Source organism: Kytococcus sp. HMSC28H12 (genome assembly GCF_001816045.1).
Lineage (GTDB): Bacteria > Actinomycetota > Actinomycetes > Actinomycetales > Dermatophilaceae > Kytococcus > Kytococcus schroeteri.
In genome coordinates, this window is the sequence record NZ_KV824525.1 from 1 (window position 1) to 2,642 (window position 2,642).

Below are 2,642 nucleotides of genomic sequence, written 5' to 3' on the forward strand. Positions count from 1 at the left end.
CTTCCACACAGCACACCCATGACCAGCCACAGGGAGATCGAGACGCTGCGTGCCGGTGCCCGCGGCCCCGGGGAGTGCGTGACCGGGTCAGGCCAGTACGCCGCCCGGCGGGCGCTCGAGGAAGGCGAACTGCGCCACCTTGTGCCCCAGGTCCACCACGGGCCCAAGGGTGAAGCCGGCCTGCACCAGCCGCTGCACGGCGGGCGTGTTGCGCTGGTCGGGCTCGGCCACCAGCCGGAGCGCGCCGGGGTCGGCGAACACCATCGCCGCGCCCTGGGCACCCACCAGCGCCGGCAGCTCAGCGATGCCGTGCCGGCGGGGGCCGACCATCAGGTGCATGCCCACGTCGCCGGGGCGCACCTCGTAGCCCTCCCCCACCGGGTCGTGGGCAGGGTCGTAGGTCTGCCACAGGGCGACCGGCTGCCCCTCGTGGGTCACCATCCACGCGTGGTGGTGGGGGCTCGCGTCAAGCCACGTGTACACCTCCACCACGTCCTGCACGGAGTAGTCGCCCATGCCCCAGAAGCGTCCGCGGTGCTCGGTGGCCCAGGCGTGGATCACTGGCCCGTCCACCTCTGGGACCACGGGCGTGAAGACCAGCTCCGGAGGCGGCGGCGCGGAGTCCGGCTGACTGAACACGGGCAGCAGTTCCCCGGTGCGCCACGCCTCGGTCTGGTTCCGCGCGGTGGGGACGTCGAGCACGCCGTGAGCACCCAGGGGGACGGCCCACCGGCTGGCGCCCGGGTCCGCGAGGTCCAGGACCGCGCGGCAGACCGGTCCACGCACGGTCGATGCGGTGCGACCCGGCACGCTGGAGGTGGCGGCGACGCAGTCCACGTCTCCGCCCACGGGGCCGAGCGGCACCGGCCAGCCCAGCGCGTGCAGTCCGAAGGCCTGGTGCTCGGCGCCCCAGCGGTCAGCGGCCCGGTCCGCGGTGGGGAGGTGATCGGCCACGTCGTCCAAGGCCTGACGGGCGCAGGTGCGCAGCTCCTCGGGCAGCGCGGCGGCGAGGGACTCCAGCCCCAGGCCGACCCGCGCCGTCACGTCGAGCCACGGCTCGAACAGGGCCGGGAACTCGGCCCGCGCGGCGGCGGTGACGGAGGAGTCCTCGTGCAGCGGCGCCAACGCGGGCAGGGCAGCCACCCGGCGGGCCAGGGCCGTGCGCCAGCGCCATGCGAGCAGGGCCAGGTCGGACTCGGGGTCCATGTGGCCGTCGAAGTTCGCGAGCGCCTTGGCGACGGGGTGGTCAGGCGCGCCGAGAACGCTCGGACGCCCCGGGGCGTCGGGGACGCCACCCACGACGACGCCCGTGAGACGCAGCAGGTTCAGCAGGCCCTGCGACCGGGTGTCGAGTTGGATCCGGCTCAGGTCCTCGCCGGTGACCAGAGGTTCGGCGCACAGGAGCTCTCGGATGCGGTCGGCCCGGTGGGGCGGTGCGAAGGCCTCGCCCCAGGCGGCCGTCTGGTCGCGGCGGTGGTTGGCGTGGACGGCGACGCCCTCCACCCGGCGCCACGGCTGGTGGGTCGACCATGCGGACGGGCCCGCACCGTCGCCGGACGGGGTGGGGCCAGTGGCCGGGGCCGCCTCCGGGCGAGCCACGTCGAGGACCCCCAACGGACGGCCGGCAACGCCCTCCCACAGGGAGTCCACATCGGCGACGAGCACGCAGTTGGCCGGCTCCACCCAGTGGTCCCAGGCGGTCATCGCGTCCTGGGCGGTGCGGGCGTGGAACAGCCGGGGCAGGGCCTCGAACCCGAGCCCCGGGGAGAGGTCTGCGGCCTGTCGGACCGCTCGCGCGCCCGGGTCCCCGGGGCGGCCCCAGAGGCGGGTCACGGATGCAGCGCCGGTGGTGGCGCCGGACTCCGTCAGGGTGGTGCCGGGCGTCGTCACGGCGCGGTCGTCCGACGAGAGCGGGACGAGCTGCTGGGTGCGGGCCATCGCGTTGGTGATGCACCAGGCCACCGACCCGGCGTGACCCACGTGCTGCACCCCCGGCACGCCGGGGAAGGCCAGGCCGGCCACGTCGAGGCCCGGCCCCTCGCTCCCACCGCTCGGCTCCACGGTGAGGCGCACCTGCTGGTAGACGTTCGGGGCCTCCAGGAGGCGGTGCGGGTCGCTGGCCAGGAGCGGCGCCCCGGTGGCCGAGCGGGCCCCCACGACGCCGATGGCGTTGGACCCCGACGCCTGCGCGCTCGGGTCAGCGGCCAGCCAGTCCACCCACTCCGGACCGAGCTGCTCGGTGACGTGCTCGCGCCAGAGCTGGTGCGGCCAGTCGCCGAAGAGCACCTGCTGCAGCCAGAAGACGGCCAGGCAGTCGGCGGCGTCCCAGGCGCGCCAGTCGAGCGGGTCCGCGTCCGGCGAGACCGCTTCGAAACCGGGCACGCGGCCCGCGTCGCGGCCGACCAAGGCACGCAGCTCGGGCACGTCCGCGGCGGCCACCGTGGCCAGCCCGTCGCGCACGCCCTCGGCGTAGTGCTCCACCCACTCCCGGGTCTCCGGCGTGAGGGCGGCCAGGGATCTCTCAGCGGTGGCGCGGACGCCGATGCGGTGGGCGAACCGGTCCCACTCGGCCGCGGTGCCGGCCACGGGGGCGGCCACCTCGGTCCCGGCGGCACGCAGGTGGTGCACCGCCTCGGCCCAGG

General features: G+C 75.8%; 1 protein-coding gene. It reads right to left on the reverse strand.

Annotation, left to right across the window (positions count from 1 at the left end):
* Nucleotides 1–87: 87 nt before the first annotated feature.
* The coding region (locus HMPREF3099_RS07660) for a GNAT family N-acetyltransferase (protein ID WP_141762059.1) at nucleotides 88–2,642 on the reverse strand (2,555 nt) is incomplete at its 5' end.